The sequence below is a fragment of the Rhodococcus sp. MH15 genome (assembly GCF_019266045.1).
GTDB lineage: Bacteria > Actinomycetota > Actinomycetes > Mycobacteriales > Mycobacteriaceae > Rhodococcus_F > Rhodococcus_F qingshengii.
Map to the genome: position 1 here is coordinate 1,090,977 of NZ_LPNP01000061.1, position 25,031 is coordinate 1,116,007.

Consider the following 25,031-nt stretch of genomic DNA (forward strand, 5'->3'; position numbering starts at 1 on the left):
CGTGGTCGAATTTGTTTCGTCTGTGTAATCAAAACTTTCACCAGAGCACTGCTATCTTCGGCACATGGACGACGACCAGAAGGCGATAGCGACCGCAATCGGGGCTGCCGTGCGGACGGCGCGAAAAGAAGCCGGACTGACGTTGCGCGAGGTTGCCGTGAAGTCGGGCTTGTCGCAGCCCTTCCTGAGCCAGACCGAAAACGGCCACGCAGTACCCAGTGTCATGAACCTTCATCGCCTCGCGCAATCGCTCGGCACCACGGCGCACGCACTCTTGGCACAGGGTGAGCGAACTCCGTCCAGCCTCGTCCGCGCCGGCGAGGGGCGAACCTTCGAACTGGCACACGATTCGGTGATTCGATTCTGCTCCACCGGCTCACGGACCATGGAACCCAACGAGATCACGGCAGCACCTCATTCCGAGGCAGGTGAGCACACCGAGCACGCCGGCGAAGAGTTCATTCATGTTCTCGAAGGATCTGTCGAGGTCGAGGTGGGACTGGACGAGCATCACGTTCTTCACGTTGGCGACACCCTCCTCTACACCTCGACCATCCCGCACCGGTGGTTCAATCGCACCGATGCGGTCGCGAGGTTCCTCATCGTGAGTTCGCCGCCCTCGTTCTAGATGCGCGGCTGTAGTTCCACACCACAACCACCGGCTCACGGCTTACCCTGACAGCGTGACCATGTGGCCGGAACTTGCGCGCGAAATCGCCGATACCGTTCTGTTTCCCGTCGCCGACAGCGTCGACGCCGACGGAGAAATCCCCAGCAGCCATTTCGACGCGCTCGCCGCCGACGGCTTCTACGGCATCGCCGCCCTCGGTGAGGGTGGCCCCAGCAGCGAAGAACTGGTCGAGGTCCTCGAAACCTTGTGCGGCGGTTGCCTCGCGACGACGTTCACCTGGATGCAGCATCACGGCGTCGTCGGAGCCCTGGCGGCGAGTCCCAATGCACCTCTGCGCGAACAATACTGGGACGGTCTGGTTTCCGGCACGATTCGCGGTGGGGTTGCCTATGCCGGCGCCATCCCCCGCCCACCGCTCCTGTGGGCGAAGCGGGTGAACGACGGCTACGTCCTCGACGGGATCGCACCCTTCGTCACCGGTTGGGGCATCGTCGATGTTCTCTTGGTGTCGGCGCGCGACGAGTTCGACAATTCCATCGTTCATTCCGTCGTACCGGTAGGCGAGGCCCCGGGTCTGACGATCGAGGAGCTTCCACTGATCGCGGCGCGCGGGAGCAACACCGTCCGAATCGTGTTCGACGCTTTCGAAATTCCCGATACCGACGTCTGTGCTGTCGTCAGCGACGAACAATTCCAGAGCACCCAGCTCCCCGGCTTGTGGCTCAACGGCGCGATGGCCATGGGCACCACCCGCCGCGCTGTCACCGAACTCGCGGATCTGGGAGTCGACACCGACGCGTTCAAGGAACAAGCCACCCGGGCGCGCGCCGATCTCGATGCAGCACTGCGCGGCGGCGGCGACATGTCGGCCGCCCGCGCCCGAGCGTCGGAACTTGCGATACGCGCGTCGGCCGCACTCGTGACTGCGACCGGAAGCCGCGCTCTGGTCGGCAGCAACACCCCCGAGCGGCTCATGCGTGAAGCCACCTTCACTCTTGTCGCGGCTGGTCGCCCGGAGATCAAAACAGCTCTCGTGGAACGACTCAGCGGATACTGAGTACGCACGGTTGTACTCGATTACGCTGGGGCTCATGACCAGTGGAGAACCAGTACTCATCCCGGCCGGAACCGTGTTCACGCCGGAGGACCTGACGTTCTATGCCGATCGCGACTCCCGCAGTCTCGACGACGCCATCGCCGAAGCCGACCTTCTTGTCAGTTGCCCACACTCGGGTTCCGCGATTCCAGCAGAACTCTCACGTTTTCTCGCACCCGAGTTCACACAGCGGCTGCAATTCGACTTCACCGACATGTCCACCAGTCCCATCGTGCGCCGTTGGGCCGAAATCGATTCGCGCATCGTATACGTGGAGAATCCGCACCCTCGCATGATTCGCGATCCCAACCGTGCGAAGCCCGAAAACCTGGAAGCGTCACTGCGCGAAGCATTCGCCCGCGTCCACAAGGCCGGTGCAGGCAACAAAGCAGACCTCACCGGCGTCGACGCAGTTCGCCCTGTCACCTTCTCGTTCTACCCCCTGCTGCTCGAGCCGACCGACGACGCGGGTTGGAAGGACCTCGCCGAGACCTTCACCGAGACAGCTGAACACGGTTTGGGCGTCTACGAGAGAACTCGCGACGCACTGATCGAAGCCATGGTGGCGAAGAGCTTCGAACTCGGTCGATCGTTCACGACCTTGTCGTTCCACGACACGATGAACCACACCACCCGGCAGGACGGCGCCGTCAATGTCGAACGGCCGGAAGCAGATCGGCTCCCCGACGTCGTCGCGCTCTCCAATCGTGGCGACCACGACGGCAATCGACGCGGCGACAATCCCGTGACGATGGATCCGGAGCTCATTCGCACACTTGCGATCTCACATCGCAAGGGATTTCAGGTCGACGATCCGGATGCCGTCGCTCTCAATCAGCCGTACCTCGGCAGTTTCGAAATCATTCGAGCCGGAGCCAGATTCGCCGAATTGAGCGCCCGCGCCGCCGAAGCCGGGATCACGTTGAGCGCGGTTCAGGCCGAATTCAAACGAGAATTCCTACTGGGAGACGAACTGGCCGCCTACATCATGGAACCCGGCGTCGACTGGCCTACACCCGACGCCGAACGGGTGGACCAGCTCGCCCACGCGTGCAAGGCGAGCTGGGACCACTACCGCAACAGCTGACTCAGCGCTGTCACTCAGGGCTGACTCAGTCGCAATACTCAACCGAGCACCACTCCGAACAACGCGCCGGCCGCAATCGTCGTGACGGCCAAGATGATGGTCGGCAGGAAGAACGAGTGGTCGACGAGCTTGGAACCGAGCTTCGTGCTGCCCGAGAGGTCGAAGTTCGCAGCCGCGATCTGCGAACCGTTTGTCGGCAACAGATAGACGCCGGCAAACGCTCCGGCCCACATTCCGCTCACCAGACCGGGTGCAATCCCGGCAGCGAGACCGATCGGCACGATGGTCCTCGTAGCGGTCGACTGACTGGTCGTCAGTACACAGACCAGGAAGACACCGAGCGCGAAGATCCACGGCGCGGCGTTGACCCAGTCGCCGACGGTGCTCGTGATCAGCTCGGAATGGGCGCTGATGAACGTGTCCGTCAGCCATGCCAGACCGAACAGCGCGATGGCCGAGACCATACCGGCACGGAACACCGTCGACGACGGCACGTCGGCGACATTCGGGCGGCACACCAGCAGGATCAACGTACCCACGACGAACATCAGCATTTCGATGATCGGTGTCATCCCCATCGGAGTACCGTCGGCAGCTTCGGGACGAATCCCCTTGAACAGGCCGAAGATCACGATAGCCAGGACGCCGGCGAGGAAGATCAGTGCCGCGTTTCGTCCGGTCTTCGTCGAGACGAGTTCGGTCTTGGAGGCTGCACCAGGTCCGGCCAATTCGCCCGACTTCATCTTCGCCTGTATCTCCGGGTCGTCGTCGAGATCTTTGCCGAGTCGGTTGACCGCGATGGAGGAAAGGACGATGCCGACAACAGCGGCCGGGAAGGTGATCTTGATGATGTCGATGAGTTCGAAATCGTAGGGCGGCACGTCGGTCAGCGTGACCATTGCCGCCATTGCCGCGGACACCGGACTACACGCGAGCGCCACACCGGTCGAGACAACTGACAGCGACAGCGGTCGTGACGGCCGCACACCGTTCTTGTACGAGACGTCGTAGATGACGGGGAGCAGTGGGTAGAGGATGTTGGACGTGCCGGCACCGACCGAGAACAGGAATGACACCAACGGCGCGATCAGCGTGATCTGTTTCGGGCGAGATTCGATCAACTTGGCCGCGATGGTGACCATCCAGTCGATACCACCGGCCGCCTGCATCATCGACGACGCGAGGACGACGGACAGGACGATGAGGAGAGCGTCGACCGGCGGACTGCCGACGTCCTCTCCGAAGACGAACACGAGGACGGCAACACCTGCGCCGCCCCACAGACCGAGAGCGACACCGCTCGATCTGGTACCCATGACAATCGCCCCGAGCACTACCGCCAGCTCGAGGACAATCTTGACTGCTTCCATCAGGCACTCGCCTTCTCGATAACAAGAGAATCGCTATAACAGGGCAAATAGTATGCTCTGCGCTTCGGCTGCAGGCACGAACACGCTGTCGGTGGGAAGGGGCAATATGGTGGTCGTGACCAACGTCCTCGGTAGGTTCTCGCCCGCCACACGCGAGTGGTTCGGCGGGGCTTTCAGCGCGCCGACTGCTGCGCAGCTCGGTGCCTGGGAATCCATCGCGAGTGGCTCTCACACTCTTGTCGTCGCACCCACCGGCTCCGGCAAGACATTGTCGGCGTTCCTGTGGGCGCTCGATCAACTCGCCGCCAAGGACGAAGGCGAACGCGCCACCAAAGTCCTCTACATTTCGCCGCTCAAAGCGCTGGGTGTGGACGTCGAGCGGAACCTTCGCGCGCCGCTGGTCGGCATCACGCAGACGGCGAAGCGTCTGGGCCTCACCCCGCCCGAGATCACCGTCGGTGTCCGTTCCGGCGATACGTCCCAGGCCGATCGACGCTCGTTGATCAAACGTCCTCCGGACATCCTGATCACCACGCCTGAGTCGTTGTTCCTGATGCTCACCTCCGCTGCCCGGGAAACACTGGTCGGTGTCGACACCGTGATCGTCGACGAGGTTCACGCGGTGGCGGGTACCAAGCGTGGCTCGCACCTTGCGCTCTCACTGGAACGCCTGGACGGCTTGCTCGAGCGTCCGGCGCAACGCATCGGATTGTCGGCCACTGTCCGTCCGCACGAGGAGATCGGGCGGTTCCTCGCCGGTTCGGCACCGATCCGAATCGTGGCACCGCCTGCCGCCAAGACATTCGACCTCACGGTCCGTGTTCCCGTCGAGGACATGACCGAACTGGGGATCGCGACGCCGGACGACGGTTCCGAATCTCCCACCCCGCAAGCCGGTTCGATCTGGCCCCACGTCGAGGAACAGATCGTCGACCTCGTTCTCGACCACCGATCGTCCATCGTGTTCGCCAACTCTCGCCGCCTCGCCGAACGATTGACAGCCAGGCTCAACGAGATTCATGCAGAACGCATCGGTCTGGCCGTCGAGAAAACATCTCGCCCGCCCGCGCAGATCGGGGCTCCCACCGAGGTCAACTACGGCGCAGAACCCCTCCTTGCTCGCGCCCACCACGGATCGGTCAGCAAAGACCAGCGAGCCCTCATCGAAGACGACCTCAAATCGGGTCGATTGCGATGCGTCGTCGCCACCAGCAGTCTCGAACTCGGAATCGACATGGGCGCCGTCGACTTGGTCATCCAGGTGGAGGCACCGCCTTCTGTTGCCAGCGGCCTGCAACGTGTCGGTCGCGCCGGCCACCAGGTCGGCGAGATATCGCGAGGCGTCGTCTTCCCCAAGCATCGCACCGACCTGATTCATTGCGCGGTGACCGTCGAGCGCATGGTCGAAGGCAAGATCGAAGCGATGGCCGTTCCGGCCAATCCCCTCGACATCCTCGCTCAGCAAACTGTTGCGGCCACCGCTCTCGAACCGATCGACGTCGACGACTGGTTCGAGACGGTGCGCCGAAGCGGTTCCTTTGCAACGCTTCCCCGTTCGGCGTACGAATCGACTCTGGACTTGCTGGCGGGGCGGTACCCCTCGGACGAGTTCGCCGAGTTACGTCCTCGCCTTGTCTGGGATCGTGAGTCCAACACGCTCACGGGCCGCCCGGGTTCGCAGCGTTTGGCCGTCACTTCCGGCGGCGCAATCCCCGACCGCGGCCTCTTCACCGTCTACATGGTTGGCGAGAAAGCGTCCCGCGTCGGCGAACTCGACGAGGAAATGGTCTACGAATCCCGGGTCGGCGACGTCTTTGCGCTCGGCGCCACCAGTTGGCGGATCGAGGAGATCACCTTCGATCGGGTTCTGGTCAGCCCCGCCTACGGCATGCCGGGTCGTTTGCCCTTCTGGCACGGCGACGGACTCGGTCGCCCCGCCGAACTCGGACAGGCGTTGGGGCAGTTCGTCCGCGAAACGGCTCTCGGCAACGAAGCCGACGTCGTCGAGCGTTGCCGCGTGGGCGGGCTCGATCACAACGCGACTACCAACCTGATCCAACTCGTCGGTGAGCAGAAAAATGCCACCGGGCAGGTGCCGTCGGATCGAACCCTGGTGGTCGAACGCTTCCGCGACGAACTCGGTGACTGGCGTCTGGTGCTGCATTCCCCGTACGGCCAACGGGTTCACGCACCGTGGGCCCTCGCCATCGGGGCGCGCCTGCAGGAACGATACGGCGTCGATTCCAGCCCGACGGCCTCCGACGACGGCATCATCATCCGACTCCCCGACACCGAGAACGAACCTCCCGGCGCCGAACTGTTCACCTTCGACGTCGAGGACATCGAAGATCTGGTCACCCAAGAGGTGGGCGGCTCCGCGCTCTTCGCTTCCCGATTTCGCGAATGTGCCGCCCGCGCACTGCTTCTCCCCCGCCGCAATCCCGGAAAACGTGCACCACTGTGGCAGCAGCGTCAGCGGTCGGCGCAACTGCTGGACGTCGCCCGCAAGTTCCCGACCTTCCCGATCCTGCTCGAGACCGTACGCGAGTGCTTGCAGGACGTTTACGACCTGCCTGCACTGAAGGAATTGTTCGGCAAGATCGAGAAAAGGCAGATTCGAATCGTCGAGGTGGAGACGGCCTCTCCGTCTCCGTTCGCCAGTGCGCTCCTGTTCAACTACGTGGGTGCGTTCATGTACGAGGGCGACAGCCCCCTCGCCGAGCGACGCGCCGCCGCTTTGTCCTTGGACTCCACGCTGTTGGCCGAACTCCTCGGCCGCGTCGAACTACGCGAGCTCCTCGACGCCGGAGTGATCGAGCAGGCCGAACGTGAACTGCAACGGCTCGTCCCTGACCGAAAGGCCAAGGACCTCGAGGGTGTTGCCGACCTCCTCCGCATGCTCGGCCCGCTGACCACCGAAGAAGTCACCGAACGCTGTCTCGAGGACCCGGTCTCATGGCTCGAGAAGTTGGTTACGGACAAACGCGCCCTCCACGTCTCGTATGCGGGCGAGAGCTGGTGGACCGTCGTCGAAGATGCAGCGCGGCTTCGCGATGGACTCGGCGTTCCCCTACCCATCGGCGTTCCGGCCGCGTTCATCGAGCCGGTCGATCAACCACTCGACGACCTCCTGAGCCGGTACGCCCGCACCCACGGTCCCTTCACTCTCGCCGACGCGGCTGCACGCTTCGGTCTCGGAGTATCAGTCGCGCGTGACGTTCTCGGTCGGCTCGCGCTCGAAAAGCGGGTGCTGGAAGGTGAATTCCGCCCGTCTGCAACCGGGAGCGAATGGTGCGACGCCGAGGTCCTGCGTCGCTTGCGGCGTCGCTCGCTCGCCGCGGCACGGCAGGAGGTCGAGCCGGTCAGCACCGCGACGCTCGGACGATTCCTTCCCAGTTGGCAGCACGTGGGCGGCACGCTGCGAGGAATCGACGGTGTTGCAACGGTGGTCGATCAACTTGCCGGCGTTCCGATTCCGGCGTCCGCTCTCGAATCGTTGATCCTGCCGAGCCGAGTTGCCGACTACTCTCCCGCGATGTTGGACGAACTCACGTCGACGGGTGAAGTCCTGTGGTCCGGATCGGGAGCTATCTCGGGCAAAGACGGGTGGGTAGTGCTGCACCCCGCCGATCTGGCACCGATCACGCTCAATTCGCCCGCCGACACCGACGTCTTGGAATTGCAGAAGCGCATCCTCGACCTGCTGTCCGGCGGCGGTGCCTACTTCTTCCGCCAGTTGGTCGACGCGTTGCGAACTACGGAGTCGGCTGCGGACACGGTCGACAGTGCGGTGACGACGGCACTGTGGGAGTTGGTGTGGCTCGGACACATCGGTAACGACACCGTTGCACCGCTGCGCGCACTTCTCTCCGACACCACCAGAACAACAACCAGTCACCGATCACCTCGCCGTGTTCCGCGGGCCCGTCCGTACCGCGGAATGGCCCGCGCTTCCACGCCCGCGCGCACGGGACCGGCAACTGCCTCCGGTCGGTGGTTCCAGCTGCCAGGTATCGAACCTGACCCCACTATCCGGGCGCACGCCACGGCTGATCTGCTGCTCGAACGATACGGCGTCGTCACCCGCGGTTCGGTGATGAGCGAGAACGTGCCGGGCGGTTTCGCGTTGATCTACAAGGTACTGAGCACGTTCGAGGACAACGGGCGCGCTCGACGCGGATACTTCGTGGACACCCTGGGCGGCGCTCAATTCTCCACGCCTCCCGTGGTGGACCGCTTGCGGATGTTCGGTGATTCCATCGAGGGGCGCCACACCTCCTCGGCTGCAGTCACTCTCGCGGCGTGCGACCCGGCAAACCCGTACGGCGCGGCGCTGCCGTGGCCGGCGTCGAGGGGCGAAGAGTCACCAGGACACCGACCCGGAAGAAAAGCCGGCGCACTGGTAGTTCTGGTGGAGGGTGAGTTGGTTCTGTTCGTCGAGCGCGGCGGTCGCACGATCCTGACATTCACCGACGACGGCGGAACGTTGCGCCTGGCAGCACTGTCACTTGCTCAGAAGGTGACTTCTCGCGCCATCGACAAGTTGGTAGTGGAGAAGGTCGACGGAGAGACCATCCACGGCAACGATTTTGCTCCGGTCCTGGTCGAAGCCGGCTTCGCGGCCACCCCTCGCGGATTCCGGTTGCGGTCATGAGGATTGGGGTCATGATGATTGAGATCGTGGAAGTTGAGATCCTGAAGTGTGGGTGCGGCGACCATGCCTGAGGGCGATACCGTGTGGCGGGCCGCCAATGAACTGCGCGCTGCCCTGGCCGAGAAGGTACTCACCACCTGCGACGTCCGCGTTCCTCGTTACGCCACGGTTGATCTGTCGGGCCATCGCGTGGATTCCGTCGCCAGCCGCGGAAAACATCTCCTGATCCGAGTGGGCGAAGCGTCCATTCACACGCATCTGAAGATGGAAGGTCAGTGGCAGATTTATCGCCCCGGCGAGCGCTGGCGCCGACCCGCCCATCAAGCGCGCATCATCTTGGCCACCGAAGACTCTGTAGCAGTTGGCTTTTCACTGGGAATCACCGAGATCCTCGAACTCGGGCAGGAACAGGAGGCCGTCGGACATCTCGGACCGGATCTGCTCGGGACCGATTGGGACAGTTCCGTGGCCGCCCGAAATCTTCGGGCCGCCGACTCCGTACCGATCGGAATCGCGCTCCTGGATCAGCGGGTGATGGCCGGACTGGGCAACGTGTACCGAAACGAGATCTGCTTCCTACGAGGTATTCACCCGAAAACGCCGACACATCTCGCGGGGAATCTCGACGCGATAGTGGATCTGTCTTTTCGCACCATCAACGTCAACAAGTCGCGTCGCATCCGGGTCACCACCGGCGACACCCGCCCCGGCAGGCAGACATGGGTGTACGGCAGACGCGGAAAACCATGCCGCCGTTGCGGAACTCGCATCAGAGAAGACACCCTCGGACCGGATCAGCTCACCGAGCGAAATATCTTCTTCTGCCCGGCCTGCCAGCCCTTCACGCCTGATTGGCGTTGATCAGCAGCCTGACGCAGTGGCGGACAAATCGATCACGGTCCACGACGATCGTGCCGTCCAGATAACCGATGAACAGTGTGAACAATGCCCCGACCAGCCCGACTGCCACCAGCTGCTTGTCCACCGGATCAGCAATCTCGGACAACTGGTCGTACACCAGGTCCACGAACGCCGGCATCGATTCGATACCGCGTCCGCTCAGCACCGGCTCCGAGAGCGGAGCGATCAGAAGCACTCGCCCCATTGCCGGGTCGTCGACCATCAGCTTGACGAAAGCGTCGACCGCAGCGGTGGCGACTGCCTCGGATGTCGTCTCGGACTCCACTGCTGTGGCGAGCGCCGACTGCGCGCGCTCGGCGACAAACGTGTGGACCGCGACAACGTACTGATCGCGATCGGTGAAGCTTTCGTAGAAGTACCGCTCGGTCAGACCAGCGGCCTTGCAGACCGCTCGCACATTGACGGCCGGACCGTCGACCGCACCGAGCAGTGTCACTCCGACGTCGAACAACGTCGCCTTTCGAGTGGCCCTGCGTTCTTCGATGCTCACAACTTCCCCACTTCGCCGACACTTGTTCTTCAATGCACCCGGTATTCGATCCTTGACTACCGCTGTTGTCGATCCTAATCTGACAACATGCGTAGTCAACTTGACGACAGCAGCACCCCGGTTCCCCTCGGTCCGGATTCCCTGACGTGGAAGTATTTCGGCGACTGGCGCGGGATGCTGCAAGGCGTCTGGGCCGGTTCGATGCAGAACATGCACCCCGGCCTCGGCGCCGGAGTCGAGGAGCATTCACAATTCTTCGACGAGCGGTGGGAACGGCTGTACCGCTCGCTGTATCCCATTGCAGGCGTGGTCTTCGACGGCGATCGCGCGCAGCAGACAGCCGAAGAAGTCCGCGGCTATCACACACGAATCAAGGGCGTCGACAAGTTGGGGCGTCGGTATCATGCACTCGATCCCGATACTTTCTACTGGGCGCACGCAACGTTCTTCATGGGCACCATCGTCACTGCCGAGAACTTCTCCGGTGGCTTGACCGAGGCCCAGAAATGTCAGCTCTTCACCGAGCACATTCAGTGGTACCGCCTGTACGGGATGAGCATGCGCCCTGTTCCCGAGACCTGGGAAGCATTTCAGGAGTACTGGGACCACATGTGCCGCAACGTACTCGAAGACAACAAGGCGACCCGCGACGTCCTCGACCTGTCGGGACTCGGCAAGCCCCCGTACATGACGTGGCTACCCGATCCGTTGTGGCGGCTCGCCCGAATCCCCCTCGCCCGCGGATTCGTGTGGCTGACGGTCGGAATGTACGACCAACCGGTTCGAGACCTACTCGGCTACTCGTGGACCAGTCGCGATCAGAAAATTCACAACGCTGTCGGCCGCACCGTCAACGCCGTCTTCCGTCTGGTGCCGTGGCGATACCGGTATCAGCCACGTGCTCGCGCGGGATGGGATCGAGCTGACGGCCGAATCCCCGCCGATGCACCACTGGTCCACACACCGGCGCGCAACCTGCCCCCGCTCGAGCAGCGAGATAACCCGATGCACTACAGCCCCAGGGTCTGATCTGCCATGCTCTGAACATGGAGTGGGACCTGCGAACCCTGCTGAACCGTCCGATCACATCTCACGGTGCGCCGCTGGGACAAGAACGTGTGGCGGCGAGGACCACCGCGTACATCTACGGCAACATTCTTGTCCTCGCCGCACTCATACCGGTGACGAAATCTCAGGAATCGCTCGGCGCCGCGATTGTGGTCGGCACGGCATTGTCGACATACATCGCCCACACATTTGCCGAGGGCGTCGGCGAGAGCATTCGCAACGATCGCCGACTGACGACCGCGGAGAGAATCGACTCGCTTCGCGATTCCGTCCCGATCCTCACCTCTGCGGTTGTTCCTGTCGTCATTCTCGCGACGGCGTGGTTCAACTTCCTGGAACCACGGACGGCGCAGTTGATCGCGGAAATCGTCTTGATCCTGCGGATCGGTTCCACCAGTTACGTGATCAGCCGACTGCACGGCGAGAAAGTCAGTACGAACACCCATCTGGCAGCCTTCGGCCTCGCCGCCGTCGCCACTCTCATAGTCGGGTTGAAGATAGTGCTCACTCATTGACGAGCCACAAGTGCAAAAGAAGTCAGACCGGTCGTATATAACTAAGACGGGCAATTCGCAGAAACCTGACAATCGGTAATTTCGATGTGCGGTGATCGACGACTAACTCGGCCCACTTCTATCAAGTAGGCAGAGGAGCAGCCCGCAATGACAACACCACAGTCGCCGTATCCCTGGAACAACGACCCCAACCACACGACACCTCTCCCTCCGCCCCCTCCTCCGCCGCCGGGCATCACACCCGGTCAGGCTCCGTACTCGGGACATCAGCCTGCTTACACCCCGCCCCGGCCCCCATACGGTCAAGGCACTGGATATTCGCCGATGCCTCCCCGCCCACCGAAATCGTATGCATGGCTGTGGGTCCTACTGGGAGTTGTCACAGTCGCACTCGTCGCCGTCGTGGTCTACGTATGGGTTCTCCCTCTCGTCTTGAACGACAATTCCGACGAGAACACCGCACGCACGGAAACCGTGGTGATCACCTCACCTGCGGCCGCGCCGCAGAACGGCGTCGTCACACCCGCGCCCAACGAGTCGGTCCCTGCCAGCGCAGCGCGTTGTGGATCGGTGTTCTCGAACAACGAATTCACGACGTCCGCCGTCGGCACCAGCGTGACGTCCTGTGAGTTCGCCGAAGAAGTGCGCTACCAGTACGTGAGCCAGGGTCGACGCGGCGGCCCGGTCTCCATCAGCGCGGTCAGTCCGGTCACGGGAACTCGGTACTCGATGAACTGCGCCGGCAACAAAGTCGTCACGTGTACCGGCGGAAACAACGCGGTGGTCTATGTCTATTGAGCAGTGCGTCGAGGCTCGTAGCGGGACCCGCCGACGACTCCTGGCGGTTGCACTCGCCACTGCTTCTGCAGCAGCCCTCGCGGGCTGCACGATTCCGACGCGAGACGAGTCGTCGGAGAAGGTCGAGACGATCACCGAGATCGTCGTCGTTCCACCGGAGCCGACAGAGACTCCTGCCGCCCCGGGCAACGGTGTCGGCCCGCTCGCCGGATTCGAGGCCCTGGGCAACACCCTCGGCGGCGCCGTGGGTATCGCACTCGTGCCCGTCGGCGGAGGTCAGTCACTCGTTGCCGGCGAGTGGCAGAACGGAGTCGCCTGGTCCACCATCAAAGTCCCACTGTCCATCGCAGCCCTCCACGAAACCGACAACACAGAACTCACAACGGTCAAGCAGGCGATCACCACCTCCGACAACGAATCAGCCGAAGAACTGTGGCGAGGCCTCGGCGATCCGACCACTGCCGCAGCGAAGGTCGAGTCAGTCCTCGTGGCCTCCGGCGATATGTCCACCACCGTGGAATCACGCACGCTACGACCAGAATTCAGCTCGTTCGGTCAAACACAATGGCCACTTGCCGTCCAAGCGCAATTCGCCGCCACCCTGCCATGCCGGAGCGACGCCACCGAAGTCTTCGGGCTCATGGGCAGCATCAGCCCCGACCAACAGTGGGGCCTGGGAGTGATCCCAGCCGCTCGATTCAAAGGTGGGTGGGGGCCGGACGACGACGGCGGCTATCTGGTCCGCCAATTCGGGATCATCAGCAGCGGCACCGGACAACTCGCTGTCGCCATCGCAGCCAAGCCGGACTCGGGCACTTTCGCCGACGGTACTGCGATGCTCAGCGACATCGGCCGCTGGGTAGGCGAACGAGCGCAGGCTTTACCCATCGGCGGCACCTGCCAACCGAGCTGAAGTACTGCCGGTCGAGGGAGGTACTGCCGTTACCCGGCTGAGCAGTCACTCCCGCCGAACCACCGGCCGCCGCTACCGTGGACGACATGAGCATCCCGAGTCTGAAACTGAACAACGGCGTCGACATCCCCGCACTTGGCTTCGGCGTGTACCAGACGCCGCCGGACGAAACACTCGCCGCCGTCGAGTCCGCGCTGTCGACGGGTTATCGCCATATCGACACTGCCGCGGCCTACGGCAACGAGAAGGGCGTCGGTGAGGCGATCCGGCGATCCGGACTCGATCGCGCGGACATCTTCGTCGAGACGAAGGTCTGGATCACCGACTACGGATACGACGAGACTCTGCATGCCTTCGACAAGAGCGCAGGCAAACTCGGTGTCGAACAACTCGACCTCCTGATCCTCCACCAGGCGTTGCCGAGCGAGTTCGAGCGCACGATCGACGCGTACAGGGCGTTGGAAACGCTTCTGGACGACGGCAAGGTCCGCGCCATCGGAGTCAGTAACTTCATGCCGGATCACCTCACCCGACTCCTGGACGCAACGTCCGTGGTGCCGGCGGTCAACCAGATCGAGGTTCATCCGTACTTCAGGCAGTCGACTCTGCTCGAGGCCGACGCCGATCGCGGGATTCTGTCTCAGGCATGGTCACCGATCGGCGGAATCACGTTCTACCGCGACGGCTCCCACGGCTCGACCCTCGAGGACGCCACCATCGGCGCCATCGCGACCGCTCACGGCAAGTCGCCTGCACAGGTGATGCTGCGCTGGCACCTCCAGCAGGGCCGCCAGGTGATCCCCAAGTCGGTGACTCCCTCGCGGATCGCGGAGAACTTCGACGTGTTCGACTTCGAACTCACCGCCGAAGAACTCTCCGCAATCGACGCACTCGACACCGGAGTTCGCGGCGGTCCCGAACCCGAGGTCATCACCCGCGAGAAGTTCGGAATCGAGATTCCCGAAGCCTGAACCCGGCAGCTTGAACAACACAGCAGCCCCGTGATCTAGCTGGCGCTCCACCCGCCGTCGATGGTGTACGAAGCCCCCGTCACCATCGACGCCTCGGGCGATGCCAGCCACCCCACCAGCGATGCCACTTCTGCGGGCTCGACCATCCGTTTGATCGCGCTCTCGGTGAGCATCACCTTCTCGACAACCTCGGATTCACTGATTCCGTGAACCTTTGCCTGGTCGGAGATCTGGGATCGCACGAGTGGTGTCAGGACGTAGCCCGGATTGACACAGTTACTGGTGACACCGTGTGGGGCACCCTCGAGCGCAACAACTTTCGACAGGCCTTCGAGTCCGTGCTTTGCCGTGACGTACGCACTCTTGAATGCCGAAGCGCGGAGCCCGTGGACCGAGGAAATGTTGACGATGCGCCCGAATCCTTTGCGGTACATGTACGGCAGGGCAGCTCTGACCAGGAGGAACGGCGCTTCGACCATGAGGCGTTGAATCTTCCGGAAGTCCTCGACGTCGAAATCCTCGATGGGACTGACCCGTTGAATGCCGGCGTTGTTGACAAGTATGTCCGTCTCGAGTGCCAGATCCACGAGTTGGTCGGTGTCGAGGAGATCGACGGCCCACGCAGTGCCGTCGATCTCGTCGGCCAGCGCCTTCGCGGCGACGTCGTCGAGATCAGCGACGGTGACGTGGGCGCCGCGGGCGGCAAAGAGTCGAGCACACGCCTCGCCGATACCGCTGGCACCACCGGTGACCAGTGCCGTTTTGCCGGAGAGCATCATGCGGAAACACCGGCCCGCTCGTCGGCGAGCACTCGTGCGTCGGCAGCATCGACGGACTCGAGCGAGATTCCCTTGGTCTCCCGCGCGAAAACGACTGCGACGATAGTGACCAGGGATGCCAGCAGGAGATAGATCGCGATGGGGACCGAGGAGTCGAACTTGCTCAGCAGTCCGGTCGCGATGATCGGAGCCAGTGAACCTGCCACGATCGACGTGACCTGATATCCCAGGGAGACACCGGAATAGCGCATCCGGGTCGGGAACATCTCGGCCATGATCGCGGGTTGGCCGGCGTACATGAACGCGTGGAACACAAGCCCGATGATGATTGCCGACAAGATGACTGCATTGTGCCCGCTGTTCATCATCGGAAAGGCGAAGAATCCCCATGTTCCAGCGGTGACGGCGCCGATCATGTACACCGGACGTCGACCGATCGTGTCGGACAGTTTGCCTACCAACGGAATCACTGTGAAGTGCACGGCATGTGCCATCAGCATCCACCAGAGGATGTGCGCCGTGTCCGCATGAACGACGACCTTGAGGTAGGTGATCGAGAAGGTCACCACGAGGTAGTACATGACGTTTTCGGCGAAACGCAGGCCCATCGCGGTCAACACTCCGCGCGGGTAACGCTTGACCACCTCGAAAACGCTGTACGAGGTTGCCTTGACCAGTTCTGCTTCCTTCTGCGCCGCAATGAAAATGGGAGCGTCGGTGACCTTGGTCCGAACGTAGTACCCGACCAGAACGATCACCGCGGAGAGCCAGAAGGCAACGCGCCAGCCCCAACTCATGAAGGATTCGTCCGAGAGCGTCGACGTCAGGATCAACAGCACGACAGTGGCCACCAGGTTGCCCATGGGTACGCCGGCCTGAGGCCAGGACGACCAGAACCCACGAGATCGATTCGGGCTGTGCTCGGCGACAAGGAGTACCGCCCCACCCCATTCGCCGCCGACAGCAAATCCTTGGATGAAGCGCAGCGTGACCAGCAGTGCCGGCGCCCAGTAGCCGATCTGACCGTAGGTCGGTAGGCAGCCCATCAAGAACGTTGCGGCGCCGACCAGCAGCAAACTGAACTGCAACAACTGCTTCCGGCCGAACTTGTCTCCGAAATATCCGAAGACGATTCCGCCGAGTGGCCGGGCGGCGAATCCGACGGCGTAGGTGATGAAAGCCGCGATGATCGCATCCAGTTCGTTGCCGCCGCCAGGAAAGAAGACTTTGCTGAAGACCAGAGTGGCCGCCGTGCCGTACAGAAAGAACTCGTACCACTCGACCACGGTGCCCGCCATCGAGGCGCCGACCACCTTCTTCAGCCCCGATGGTGGGGCTTGGCTCTCGGGTTTCGGCATGTTGTCGACGCTCATCGTGGACTCCCTCGTCTTCAGTTCGCGATTCGCCTGCTCTTCACGATCAGGAATGTGACCGCTCGCACATTTTTTGTGACTCGATGAGTATCGGTGCAGATTCTTGGCACGACAATGACAAATCTCGCACCATACAGGTGCAAAAATGCAGATATGACACTCGGACTGAGCCCGGACGACCTACTGGTGCTTCTCGCGGTCGGTCGCACCGGCCGCTTCAACACCGCCGCCGACGACCTGGGCCTCAACCACACCACCATTTCGCGCCGCATCGCCTCGCTCGAGAAGAGCCTCGGCGGCCGTGTACTGGTCCGCTCGTCCGGCGGCTGGGAGTTGACCGACCTGGGCAGACAAGCCCTCAGCGCGGCCGAGCGCATCGAGGCCGCGGTGAACGAACTGGCACTCGACTCCACCGGTCAGCAGCAACTCGACGGCGTCGTGCGGGTCTCGGCCACCGACGGCTTCAGCGCATACATCGCGGCCCCCGCCGGCGCAGCGGTTCGCAGACGCCATCCTCGCGTGAGCGTGGAGATAGTCGTCGCGACCAGAAAGGCGTCGCAGATACGCTCGGGGCTCGACATCGAGGTTGTTGTCGGCAAACCTCAAGTTCACCGCGCCGAGGCCGTCCATCTGGCCGACTACGCGCTGGGTTTGTACGCCTCCCGAGAGTATCTACGTCAGAATTCAGTTCCCGAAAGTGCCGAAGATCTGGCCGAACACTCGCTCGTGTATTTCATCGACTCGATGCTGCAGGTCGACGAACTCGATCTGGCCCGCAAGCTCACGGTTTCCATGCGCGAGGCCGTCACGTCCACCAACGTGTTCGTCCACATCGAGGCAACGCGCGCGGGTGCCGGCATCGGCCTGCTCCCCTGCTTCATGGCTGAGCAGCACGACGATCTGATTCGCGTGCTGCCCGCTCACATCGAAGTCAGACTTTCGTACTGGTTGGTGGCTCGTTCTGAATCCTTGCGCCGCCCGGAAGTCGCAGCGGTGGTGACAGCTCTTCGAGAGACGGTGGATCGCAAGCGATCTCAACTCCTCGGCTCCCCCGGGGCGAACGAAGCGCTCAGTCCAGAGTCGAACGATGCTGGACGATGACCTTGCGCGCCAACTCGGCGATCTTGACGTTCATGTTCTGCGAGGTTCGCACCAGAATGTCGAAGGCCTCGTCGTCGGACACCCGATGCAATGCCATCAGCAGACCGACGGCCTGACCGATTTCGCGACTGCTCGCCAGGCCTCGCCGCAGCGAGTCGGCATCCTCTCCTCGGTTCAGTGCGGTGACGGCCACGGATGCAAACGATGCCAACATGATCGCGTGGTCGGCAACAGTTTCCGTGAATGCTCCCGGAGTGTCGGAGAAGAGGTTGAGGGCACCGAACTTCTGACGATCGACCATCAGTCGGAACCCCATCGAGCCACGAATGGGTGTCTCTGCCACTACTTTCCGAGCGAACTCGGGCCACTGATTCGGAGTGCGAAGATCTGACTCGAGCTGCGGCGCCTCCGTGTCGAGGGCGTCGATGCACGGCCCCTCACCAGTCGCACGTTCGAGATCGTCTGCATGCTCGGCGATCTCATCGCTTGCCGCTACCGTGACGTTGGTGTTTCCCCGTCGCAGCATCAGGCTTGCGTGATCGCAACCGGGAATCAACTCGACAGCCGCCGAACAGATCGCGGAGTACACCTCGGCGCTGTCTGCGGCGGAGTAGAGGATCTCCGCCAACGCCGCGAACACTGCCGTGGGTTCTGTCAGTGCTTGGTCGCGCTCAGCCATCTCCATACACCTCGGGGTCTACCGTTCATCGAATTCTTCACCGAACGGTACAAACCTTACTTACTCGAGCGGATGGGGTCGCCGCCGCTCGCCGATTCCCGCCCGTCCGTCCCCTGAAAAGCTTCCGTGGCCGCGCGGTGATGCAGAGCCGTGACGGTGGTGATCTGCTTGGACACCAGGTCGTTGAGCTCGCGGTACTGCTCCTCCGTCTCCCCGGCCGGAATGTCTCTCAGGACCTCCCACATCGCACTCTTGCCGCACAGAGCGGTCCGCATGATCTCGAGAGTTGCCAGCTTCACGAGACGGTTGCGCCAGATGGCGTCGACATGGACGAGGCGCCTGATCCGATTGACCGTCGCGTCGATCTTGGAGTACCGCGGCAGAGATATGCCCTGGGTGTCCTCGATCAGTTGCAGCAGCTGCTCGATCTCGTACTCGAGCTCACCCGGCAACGAGTCCAGCTCACCGTCGGCCCACGCGCCGTACGAGTCCGAGAGTGACCGCGAGAGTTGCAGCCCTACCATCGCTCCGCACAGGTGAGTGACCAGATAAGCGGTGGCTATGTGTTCCTCAGCAGATCTCGACCGACTACCGAACATTGGGATCCTCCTGGGCGACGCTCGACCGGTCTGTGCTGACACGGGTGGTGATTCGACATCCGCCTACCCGCGACAGACCGAGAACAAACGACGGGCGACTCAGACCCGATCCGGCACCACGACGACGGGTTCGAGGATCTCGGCCCGAGACTCCGGCGCTGCGGCGCGCAAGGCGTCGGCCGACTCGTCGTCCGGCTGGGTCTGCGACTCGATCTCCGCTTCGACGCGCGCTCGGTACGTGTCGACCTCGCGCTCGACGGTGGCGGCATCCCAACCGAGAATCGGAGCAACCAATCCGGCGACCTGTTGCGCACAGTTGACACCACGATGCGGGTACTCGATTGCGATGCGCATGCGACGAGCCAGGATGTCGTCGAGGTGCAATGCACCCTCGGCCGCGGCGGCGTACACAGCCTCGACCTGAAGGTAATCGGGGGCATCTGTGATGGGCTGCAACAACTCCGGCGTCTGTCGGCCGAGTTCGAGGACCTCCGTGATGAGTGAACCGTAGCGGTCGAGCAAGTGCTTGACGCGATACGGATGCAAGCCGTACTGCTCGCCCAGTTGCACAGTCTGATTGATCAACGCGAAGTATCCGTCGGCGCCGACGAGCGGCACCTTCTCCGTGATCGACGACGCCACTCGCGCCGGAATGTCTTCTGCTGCGACATCGACGGCGTCTTCCGCCATGACCCGATACGTCGTGTACTTTCCACCGGCGATGGCGACCAGGCCTGGAGCCACACGGGCAACGGCGTGCTCGCGCGAGAGCTTCGACGTCTCGTCGCTCTCACCGGCAAGCAGCGGACGCAGGCCTGCGTAGACACCGTCGATGTCGGCGTGCGTCAGCGGCGTGACCAGAACGGAGTTCACGTGGCCGAGGATGTAGTCGATATCTGCTTTGGTTGCCGCTGGGTGAGCGAGATCCAAGTTCCAGTCGGTGTCCGTGGTCCCGATGATCCAGTGACTGCCCCACGGAATGACGAACAGCACCGACTTCTCGGTACGCAGGATGATGGCGGCTTCACTGACGATGCGATCGCGCGGGACGACGATGTGTACGCCCTTCGACGCTCGCACCCGGAACCGTCCGCGCTGACGTGAGAGGGCCTGGATTTCGTCCGTCCAGACACCGGTTGCATTGATGACGACGTGACCCTTGACCTCCGCGGTACGGCCGTCTTCGCAGTCGCGAACACGAACTCCCGAGACCCGGTCCGCTTCACGCAGAAATCCCACGACCTGCGTCGATGTTCGGACGACCGCGCCGTAGTGCGCGGCGGTCCGTGCAACGGTCATGGTGTGCCGAGCGTCGTCGACGACGGTGTCGTAGTACTGGATGCCACCGGTCAGTGAACTGCGCTTGAGGCTCGGCGACATGCGCAGTGCGCCCGCCCGCGTCAAGTGCTTCTGGGAGGGGACCGATTTGGCGCCGCCCATCCGGTCGTAGAGGAAGATTCCCGCGGCCATGTACGGGCGTTCCCACACTCGGTGAGCCAAGGGGAACAGAAACTTCAGCGGCTTGACCAGGTGCGGAGCGAGCGTGGTCAGCGAGAGTTCGCGCTCACGCAACGCCTCACGAACGAGGCCGAATTCGAGTTGCTCGAGATAGCGGAGACCGCCGTGGAACATCTTCGACGAACGACTGGACGTGCCGGATGCGTAGTCACGGGCCTCGACCAACGCAACCTTGAGCCCGCGGGTGGCCGCATCGAGGGCCGCTCCGACACCGACAACACCGCCGCCCACCACGACGACGTCGAATTGCTCGGTCTGAAGTTGTTCCCAAGCAGCTTCGCGCTGCTGCGGGCCGAGAAACTGCGCACCTTGCTGCTTACTCAACCCGGTCTCCTGTAAGTCGACGACGAATCCGTTTACAGGCTAGTAGCTTGATCCACATACTGCGACAGCGCACGGATTACTGCGAACACGCCCGAACCTAGGAGCACAGTGAATCAATACATCGCCGCCATCGACCAAGGCACGACGTCGAGCCGCTGCATGATCTTCGATCACGACGGCGCCGTGGTGAGCGTTGCGCAGAAAGAACACGAGCAGATTTTCCCGCGAGCAGGTTGGGTCGAGCACGATCCGGTGGCGCTGTGGATCAACACTCGGGAGGTGGTGGCCGGCGCTCTCGCGAAGGTCGATCTCACGCGGGCCGACATCGCTGCCGTCGGAATCACGAATCAGCGTGAGACGACCGTCGTTTGGGAACGTTCGACGGGTAAGCCGATCTACAACGCGATCGTGTGGCAGGACACGCGCACGGATCAACTGTGTGTCGAACTGGGCGGCGACGAGGGTCCGGACAAGTATCGAGACAAGACCGGACTACCACTCTCGACCTACTTCGCCGGGCCGAAGATCCGCTGGATTCTCGACAACGTCGACGGTGCGAAAGCAAAAGCGGAGGCCGGCGAATTGTGCTTCGGCACTGTCGACACGTGGATCGTGTGGAACCTGACCGAGGGCGTCCACGTGACAGATGTCACCAATGCGTCACGCACGATGCTGATGGATCTCGAGACCCTCCAGTGGGACGAATCGATCTGTGCGGACTTCGGAATCCCGATGTCGATGCTCCCGGAAATCCGTAGTTCCTCAGAGGTCTACGGCACAGGACGTCCACGCGGCAATCTCGCCGGTGTGCCGGTCGCCGGAATCCTCGGTGACCAGCAGGCAGCCACATTCGGCCAGGCCTGCCTCTCCGAGGGTGAAGCCAAGAACACCTACGGCACCGGCAATTTCATGCTTCTCAATACTGGCACGAAGCCGGTGCACAGCAAGCACGGACTACTGACGACCGTCTGCTACAAACTCGGCGAAGCCCCTGCCGTGTACGCACTCGAAGGTTCCGTCGCCGTGACGGGTTCCTTGGTCCAGTGGCTTCGAGACAATCTCGGAATCATTCAGAACGCCAAGGACATCGAGCCGCTCGCCGCAAGTGTCGACGACAACGGCGGCGCCTACTTCGTGCCCGCGTTCTCCGGGCTGTTCGCACCTCGGTGGCGACCGGATGCCCGGGGTGTCATCGTCGGTCTGACGCGCTTCGTCAACAAGGGACACCTGGCCCGCGCAGCGCTCGAGGCGACGGCATACCAGACCCGCGAGGTCATCGACGCCATGCGAGCGGATTCGGGAGTCGAACTGTCCGCACTGAAGGTCGACGGCGGCATGGTGGTCAACGAAACCCTGATGCAGTTCCAGTCGGACATCCTCGGAGTTCCCGTCATCCGCCCGGTGGTCAACGAAACGACAGCTCTCGGTGCTGCATACGCAGCGGGCCTCGCCATCGGTTATTGGGCCGACACCGAAGACATCCGCAACAACTGGGCCGTCGGCCAAACCTGGGAACCGGCGATGGACGAGTCCGAAAGGTCACGGCTGTACGCGGAGTGGAACAAGGCCGTCGAGCGGACGTACAACTGGTCCGAGTAATCACCCCGATCCTTCCATACCGGAAGAGCTGATCATGGTCGCCCATTGATACTCCTGAGGTATCAATAGGCGACCAAGTTGGTATTGGACGTGACCTACACCACTCTGCGAATCTCATTCAGGCACGCCACGTTTCGGCGCCGCGAATGTTGCAGAGAAAGGTCGCCACGCATGAGTTCACCCACTCGCAGTTCCGAGGAGATCAACGCCAAGGCGCGAAGAGCCGGTATCGCTTCGTTCATCGGAACCACTATCGAGTGGTACGACTTCTACATCTACGGCACTGCCGCTGCCCTGGTATTCGGCGACATCTTCTTCTCCGACACTCTCCCGAACGGAGTCGGAACTCTCCTCGCCTTCATCACACTCTGGGCAGGCTTCCTCGCCAGGCCGATCGGCGGGATCATCTTCGGTCACCTCGGCGACCGGATCGGACGCAAGAACACTCTCGTCATCACCTTGATGATGATGGGTGTCGCCACGGTAGGCATCGGACTCCTCCCCACCTACGCACAGGTCGGGATCTGGGCGCCGATCGGTCTGGTCACCCTTCGCGTCATCCAAGGAGTCGCGGTCGGTGGCGAGTGGGGCGGCGCAGTGCTCATTGCCAGCGAGAATGCACCGAAGGGCAAGAGCATCCTCTACTCCGCGTTCGCCCAACAGGGCTCACCCGCCGGAAATCTGTTGGCCACCATCGCGTTCTTCCTTCTGTCCTCGATGCCGACGCCGTCGTTCCTCCTGTACGGATGGCGCATCCCGTTCATCATCTCGGCGGTGCTGGTCATTCTCGGGATGATCATTCGCCTCAAACTCGAAGAGTCGGACGAGATGAAGGCCGTTCTCGCACGCAAGAAGGTCGTCAAGCTTCCGCTCGCCGAAGTCTTGCGCAAGCACTGGGTACTGGTTCTCCTCGGCGCCGGCGCACTCCCCCTCGCCCAGGTCACCTATTTCAAGAACACCTTCGCATTGTCCTGGGCTACAAAAGAACTCGGATACGATCGAGGAACCTTCCTGGCCGCCATCGCGATCGCGCTCGTCGTGCAGTTCATCGTCCAACCTTTCGGTGCCGTCCTGGTCTCCAAGATCGACATGCGAAAAGCCATGTGCCTGATGGTGATACCGGAGTTCGTCCTCATGCCCGCCATGTTCTTCGCGATCCGAACCGGGAACTTCACCATCGCAGTCGTCGCGATGTGTCTGGCCACGATCCCGCACTCGATGTTCTACGGCGCCATCGCCGGCGTTCTCGCTCGGGCCTTCCCCGCCAACATCCGTTACACCGGTCTGTCGACGGCGTACCAATTGTGTTCCCTTGTCGTCGGCGGCGGAACTCCCGTACTGGCGCAGTGGATGCTCAACACGTCAGGCAATATCGTCGGGGTCGCGATCGTATCCGGGCTGTACGCCCTTGTCTCGCTGATCTGCACCCTGCTCCTGCTCCGACGTACCGGCTACAACGCGGGCGAACTCTCGACGGCCGAACAAGCGGACTACGACGAACTCGAACTCGAAAACACTCTTGTCGATATTGCGAACTCGCCGAAGTCCGAAGCGGGTGAGATTCCTACCGGTCGGGCAACCGTCTAGGCCAGGGACGGCAGCGCCTGCTCGGACAATTTCAACACTTCGAGAAGTGCAGGTCTGTCGTCTCCCTCTCGCCAGGCGATACGCAGTTGAAGAGGAGGAGGTGGGTCCATGACCGGAACAAAGACAACATCAGGATTCACGATGCTCTGGGCCACCGAGGAAATGGTCAACGAGCATCCGATTTCCGCGGACACCAGCGCGATCAACGACATCGAATCCGGTGCCGTCTGCACGATGCGAGCCAGGAACCCTGCGTTCTTCGAGGCAGTGAGCAGAGACTCCCGCAGAATCGAACCTGGCTCCGCCGGAAGCGTCACCCAATTCTCGGACTCCAATTCGATCAACCGAACCGAGTCCCTCGACGCCAACGGGTGGTCTTTGGACATGGCCACCAGAAAGTTCTCCTCGGCGATCAATCTCGACGTGATCCCGAGCGGCGGTACGGTCCACCGCACCATCCCGATGTCGAGTCGTCGATCGAGCAGCATCAACAACGCCTCGTTCGCGAAAGCAGAACTGTCGAGCACGAATTCGATACCGGGATTGGTCTTTCTCACCAATTTCGCCCACCGCCCGACGAGCAGATGCGAAGAAGTCCCCGCGAAACCCAGGCGAACGCGACCTGTCGTTCCCTTGCCTGCCGCAGACACCGCGATCTCGGCCATCCGGCACGCGTCCAGAATCTCGCGCGCCGGAAGCAGCAGCGCTTCACCGGCAGCAGTGAGCCGCACAGTTCGAGTGCTCCGATCGAACAACGGCGAACCGAGCTGTTTCTCGAATTGCCTGATCGTTCGACTCAGCGGCGGTTGCGCAATCCGAAGCCGCTGCGCCGCACGGCCGAAATGTAGCTCCTCAGCCACCGCGAGAAAAGCGTTGATCTGATGAATTTCCACCCGACATTGTTGCGCCACACCGGCCGAACATGTCAAGTTCCGAAACCGACCGAGTGCGCGAAAGA

Annotated in this window: 21 protein-coding genes; 13 read left to right on the forward strand and 8 right to left on the reverse strand. The window is 62.5% G+C overall.

The window, feature by feature from the left end:
- Positions 1-64: 64 nt before the first annotated feature.
- The 3 genes from ATN37_RS13065 to ATN37_RS13075 all read left to right on the forward strand — a co-directional run bounded on the left by ATN37_RS13065 (position 65) and on the right by ATN37_RS13075 (position 2,814).
- Positions 65-628: a helix-turn-helix domain-containing protein gene (locus ATN37_RS13065; RefSeq protein WP_007727247.1), complete on the forward strand. Its 564-nt coding sequence runs from the start codon at positions 65-67 to the stop codon at positions 626-628.
- Positions 629-689: 61 nt separating this feature from the next.
- Positions 690-1,688 (forward strand): acyl-CoA dehydrogenase family protein, encoded by a 999-nt coding sequence (locus tag ATN37_RS13070; protein WP_256933276.1) that lies wholly within the window; start codon positions 690-692, stop codon positions 1,686-1,688.
- A 34-nt stretch (positions 1,689-1,722) separates the two neighbouring features.
- On the forward strand, positions 1,723-2,814 hold the full coding sequence (locus tag ATN37_RS13075) for an N-formylglutamate amidohydrolase (protein WP_125050576.1): 1,092 nt from the start codon (positions 1,723-1,725) through the stop codon (positions 2,812-2,814).
- Positions 2,815-2,852: 38 nt separating this feature from the next.
- Here the strand turns inward: ATN37_RS13075 and ATN37_RS13080 are convergent, their stop codons facing one another.
- The gene (locus ATN37_RS13080; RefSeq protein WP_003940851.1) at positions 2,853-4,184 is read right to left on the reverse strand and encodes an anaerobic C4-dicarboxylate transporter family protein; all 1,332 of its coding nucleotides are present in this window, start codon (positions 4,182-4,184) and stop codon (positions 2,853-2,855) included.
- A gap of 106 nt (positions 4,185-4,290) precedes the next feature.
- On the opposite strand from ATN37_RS13080, the gene ATN37_RS13085 reads away from it, so the two are divergent.
- Positions 4,291-8,838 (forward strand): ATP-dependent helicase, encoded by a 4,548-nt coding sequence (locus ATN37_RS13085; protein WP_218695304.1) that lies wholly within the window; start codon positions 4,291-4,293, stop codon positions 8,836-8,838.
- Between the two features lie 63 nt (positions 8,839-8,901).
- Positions 8,902-9,699, forward strand: coding sequence for a DNA-formamidopyrimidine glycosylase family protein (locus ATN37_RS13090; RefSeq protein ID WP_064074959.1), 798 nt, complete (start codon positions 8,902-8,904; stop codon positions 9,697-9,699).
- Here ATN37_RS13090 and ATN37_RS13095 read toward each other — a convergent pair.
- Complete coding sequence (locus ATN37_RS13095) at positions 9,680-10,249, reverse strand: TetR/AcrR family transcriptional regulator (RefSeq protein WP_218695222.1); 570 nt, start codon at positions 10,247-10,249, stop codon at positions 9,680-9,682. The genes ATN37_RS13090 and ATN37_RS13095 overlap by 20 nt on opposite strands.
- 87 nt (positions 10,250-10,336) lie before the next feature.
- Between ATN37_RS13095 and ATN37_RS13100 the strand changes: the two genes are divergently transcribed.
- From ATN37_RS13100 to ATN37_RS13120, 5 genes are all read left to right on the forward strand, one after another.
- Positions 10,337-11,278 carry an oxygenase MpaB family protein gene (locus ATN37_RS13100; protein ID WP_218695224.1) on the forward strand — a complete coding sequence of 314 codons (942 nt, stop codon included), beginning with the start codon at positions 10,337-10,339 and terminating at the stop codon, positions 11,276-11,278.
- 17 nt (positions 11,279-11,295) lie between these two features.
- On the forward strand, positions 11,296-11,832 hold the full coding sequence (locus tag ATN37_RS13105; protein WP_003940745.1) for a hypothetical protein: 537 nt from the start codon (positions 11,296-11,298) through the stop codon (positions 11,830-11,832).
- A 324-nt stretch (positions 11,833-12,156) separates the two neighbouring features.
- The gene (locus ATN37_RS13110; protein ID WP_007727281.1) at positions 12,157-12,630 is read left to right on the forward strand and encodes a hypothetical protein; all 474 of its coding nucleotides are present in this window, start codon (positions 12,157-12,159) and stop codon (positions 12,628-12,630) included.
- Positions 12,620-13,543 carry a hypothetical protein gene (locus ATN37_RS13115; protein WP_102999358.1) on the forward strand — a complete coding sequence of 308 codons (924 nt, stop codon included), beginning with the start codon at positions 12,620-12,622 and terminating at the stop codon, positions 13,541-13,543. The genes ATN37_RS13110 and ATN37_RS13115 overlap by 11 nt, the downstream gene beginning before the upstream one ends.
- A gap of 86 nt (positions 13,544-13,629) precedes the next feature.
- Positions 13,630-14,514: an aldo/keto reductase gene (locus tag ATN37_RS13120; protein ID WP_065352887.1), complete on the forward strand. Its 885-nt coding sequence runs from the start codon at positions 13,630-13,632 to the stop codon at positions 14,512-14,514.
- Positions 14,515-14,549: 35 nt separating this feature from the next.
- Here ATN37_RS13120 and ATN37_RS13125 read toward each other — a convergent pair whose 3' ends face one another.
- Together ATN37_RS13125 and ATN37_RS13130 are read right to left on the reverse strand one after the other, a co-directional pair.
- Positions 14,550-15,293 carry a 3-hydroxybutyrate dehydrogenase gene (locus ATN37_RS13125; RefSeq protein ID WP_218695226.1) on the reverse strand — a complete coding sequence of 248 codons (744 nt, stop codon included), beginning with the start codon at positions 15,291-15,293 and terminating at the stop codon, positions 14,550-14,552.
- The gene (locus ATN37_RS13130) at positions 15,290-16,666 is read right to left on the reverse strand and encodes an MFS transporter (protein ID WP_218695227.1); all 1,377 of its coding nucleotides are present in this window, start codon (positions 16,664-16,666) and stop codon (positions 15,290-15,292) included. Before ATN37_RS13130 ends, ATN37_RS13125 begins: the two co-directional genes overlap by 4 nt.
- 153 nt (positions 16,667-16,819) lie before the next feature.
- Here ATN37_RS13130 and ATN37_RS13135 point away from each other — a divergent pair, with 153 nt between their 5' ends.
- The gene (locus tag ATN37_RS13135) at positions 16,820-17,767 is read left to right on the forward strand and encodes a LysR family transcriptional regulator (protein WP_218695229.1); all 948 of its coding nucleotides are present in this window, start codon (positions 16,820-16,822) and stop codon (positions 17,765-17,767) included.
- Here the strand turns inward: ATN37_RS13135 and ATN37_RS13140 are convergent.
- The 3 genes from ATN37_RS13140 to ATN37_RS13150 all read right to left on the reverse strand — a co-directional run bounded on the left by ATN37_RS13140 (position 17,736) and on the right by ATN37_RS13150 (position 20,887).
- On the reverse strand, positions 17,736-18,452 hold the full coding sequence (locus ATN37_RS13140; RefSeq protein ID WP_003940742.1) for a GAF and ANTAR domain-containing protein: 717 nt from the start codon (positions 18,450-18,452) through the stop codon (positions 17,736-17,738). The genes ATN37_RS13135 and ATN37_RS13140 overlap by 32 nt on opposite strands.
- Before the next feature lie 50 nt (positions 18,453-18,502).
- Positions 18,503-19,045: a hypothetical protein gene (locus tag ATN37_RS13145; RefSeq protein WP_003940921.1), complete on the reverse strand. Its 543-nt coding sequence runs from the start codon at positions 19,043-19,045 to the stop codon at positions 18,503-18,505.
- A 99-nt stretch (positions 19,046-19,144) separates the two neighbouring features.
- A complete protein-coding gene (locus ATN37_RS13150) occupies positions 19,145-20,887 on the reverse strand; it encodes a glycerol-3-phosphate dehydrogenase/oxidase (protein ID WP_003940825.1) in 1,743 nt (580 codons plus the stop codon).
- A gap of 108 nt (positions 20,888-20,995) precedes the next feature.
- Here ATN37_RS13150 and glpK point away from each other — a divergent pair, with 108 nt between their 5' ends.
- Complete coding sequence (gene glpK / locus ATN37_RS13155) at positions 20,996-22,486, forward strand: glycerol kinase GlpK (protein WP_042449616.1); 1,491 nt, start codon at positions 20,996-20,998, stop codon at positions 22,484-22,486.
- 171 nt (positions 22,487-22,657) lie between these two features.
- Positions 22,658-24,073, forward strand: coding sequence for an MFS transporter (locus ATN37_RS13160; protein WP_042449618.1), 1,416 nt, complete (start codon positions 22,658-22,660; stop codon positions 24,071-24,073).
- Here ATN37_RS13160 and ATN37_RS13165 read toward each other — a convergent pair.
- The gene (locus ATN37_RS13165) at positions 24,070-24,966 is read right to left on the reverse strand and encodes a LysR substrate-binding domain-containing protein (protein WP_030535055.1); all 897 of its coding nucleotides are present in this window, start codon (positions 24,964-24,966) and stop codon (positions 24,070-24,072) included. The genes ATN37_RS13160 and ATN37_RS13165 overlap by 4 nt on opposite strands.
- Between the last annotated feature and the right edge of the window lie 65 nt (positions 24,967-25,031).

Excerpts from the sequence above, each read along its gene's own strand:
- ATN37_RS13145 (WP_003940921.1), bottom strand. The coding sequence starts at position 19,045 with ATGTTCGGTAGTCGGTCGAGATCTGCTGAGGAACACATAGCCACCGCT.
- ATN37_RS13075 (WP_125050576.1), top strand. The coding sequence starts at position 1,723 with ATGACCAGTGGAGAACCAGTACTCATCCCGGCCGGAACCGTGTTCACG.
- ATN37_RS13160 (WP_042449618.1), top strand. The coding sequence starts at position 22,658 with ATGAGTTCACCCACTCGCAGTTCCGAGGAGATCAACGCCAAGGCGCGA.
- ATN37_RS13120 (WP_065352887.1), top strand. The coding sequence starts at position 13,630 with ATGAGCATCCCGAGTCTGAAACTGAACAACGGCGTCGACATCCCCGCA.
- ATN37_RS13100 (WP_218695224.1), top strand. The coding sequence starts at position 10,337 with ATGCGTAGTCAACTTGACGACAGCAGCACCCCGGTTCCCCTCGGTCCG.
- ATN37_RS13085 (WP_218695304.1), top strand. The coding sequence starts at position 4,291 with ATGGTGGTCGTGACCAACGTCCTCGGTAGGTTCTCGCCCGCCACACGC.
- ATN37_RS13130 (WP_218695227.1), bottom strand. The coding sequence starts at position 16,666 with ATGAGCGTCGACAACATGCCGAAACCCGAGAGCCAAGCCCCACCATCG.
- ATN37_RS13065 (WP_007727247.1), top strand. The coding sequence starts at position 65 with ATGGACGACGACCAGAAGGCGATAGCGACCGCAATCGGGGCTGCCGTG.
- ATN37_RS13105 (WP_003940745.1), top strand. The coding sequence starts at position 11,296 with ATGGAGTGGGACCTGCGAACCCTGCTGAACCGTCCGATCACATCTCAC.
- ATN37_RS13090 (WP_064074959.1), top strand. The coding sequence starts at position 8,902 with ATGCCTGAGGGCGATACCGTGTGGCGGGCCGCCAATGAACTGCGCGCT.
- ATN37_RS13070 (WP_256933276.1), top strand. The coding sequence starts at position 690 with ATGTGGCCGGAACTTGCGCGCGAAATCGCCGATACCGTTCTGTTTCCC.
- ATN37_RS13080 (WP_003940851.1), bottom strand. The coding sequence starts at position 4,184 with ATGGAAGCAGTCAAGATTGTCCTCGAGCTGGCGGTAGTGCTCGGGGCG.
- ATN37_RS13135 (WP_218695229.1), top strand. The coding sequence starts at position 16,820 with ATGACACTCGGACTGAGCCCGGACGACCTACTGGTGCTTCTCGCGGTC.
- ATN37_RS13115 (WP_102999358.1), top strand. The coding sequence starts at position 12,620 with ATGTCTATTGAGCAGTGCGTCGAGGCTCGTAGCGGGACCCGCCGACGA.
- ATN37_RS13125 (WP_218695226.1), bottom strand. The coding sequence starts at position 15,293 with ATGATGCTCTCCGGCAAAACGGCACTGGTCACCGGTGGTGCCAGCGGT.
- ATN37_RS13110 (WP_007727281.1), top strand. The coding sequence starts at position 12,157 with ATGCCTCCCCGCCCACCGAAATCGTATGCATGGCTGTGGGTCCTACTG.
- ATN37_RS13140 (WP_003940742.1), bottom strand. The coding sequence starts at position 18,452 with ATGGAGATGGCTGAGCGCGACCAAGCACTGACAGAACCCACGGCAGTG.